This is a genomic window from Mesorhizobium sp. M8A.F.Ca.ET.165.01.1.1, from assembly GCF_004792065.1.
In the GTDB taxonomy this organism is placed as follows: domain Bacteria; phylum Pseudomonadota; class Alphaproteobacteria; order Rhizobiales; family Rhizobiaceae; genus Mesorhizobium.
Genome location: NZ_SRTH01000164.1, coordinates 1 through 325, shown reverse-complemented (window position 1 = coordinate 325; position 325 = coordinate 1). Strand labels below are relative to the sequence as shown.

Annotated in this window: 1 protein-coding gene; it reads left to right on the top strand. The window is 70.5% G+C overall.

Features of this window, described 5'->3' with window-relative positions:
• The coding region (locus EN808_RS35575; protein WP_135918250.1) for an MFS transporter at window positions 1-325 on the top strand (325 nt) is incomplete at both ends.

Sequence of the window (325 nt, the reverse complement as noted above, 5' to 3'; positions counted from 1 at the left end):
ATCTCGACAATGCCTCTCTCGGCCTGGCGCTCGGGCTTCTCGGTCTCGGCGTGGCGCTCAGCGAACTGCCCTGGGGCGTGCTCACCGACCGCTGGGGCGACCGCCGCGTGCTCCTGACCGGGCTCGGCGCGACGGCGGCATGGCTCTTCATCATGGCTATGCTTGTGGTGCCGACAAAAGCCGCCACCCCAGGCGTTGCGCTGCTGTCGGCCAGCCTGCTCGTCGCCGGCCTGCTCGGCGGCAGCGTCAACGGCTCCAGCGGGCGCGCCATCATGGGCTGGTTCGGCGAGGGCGAGCGCGGCTTTGCCATGAGTATCCGCCAGAC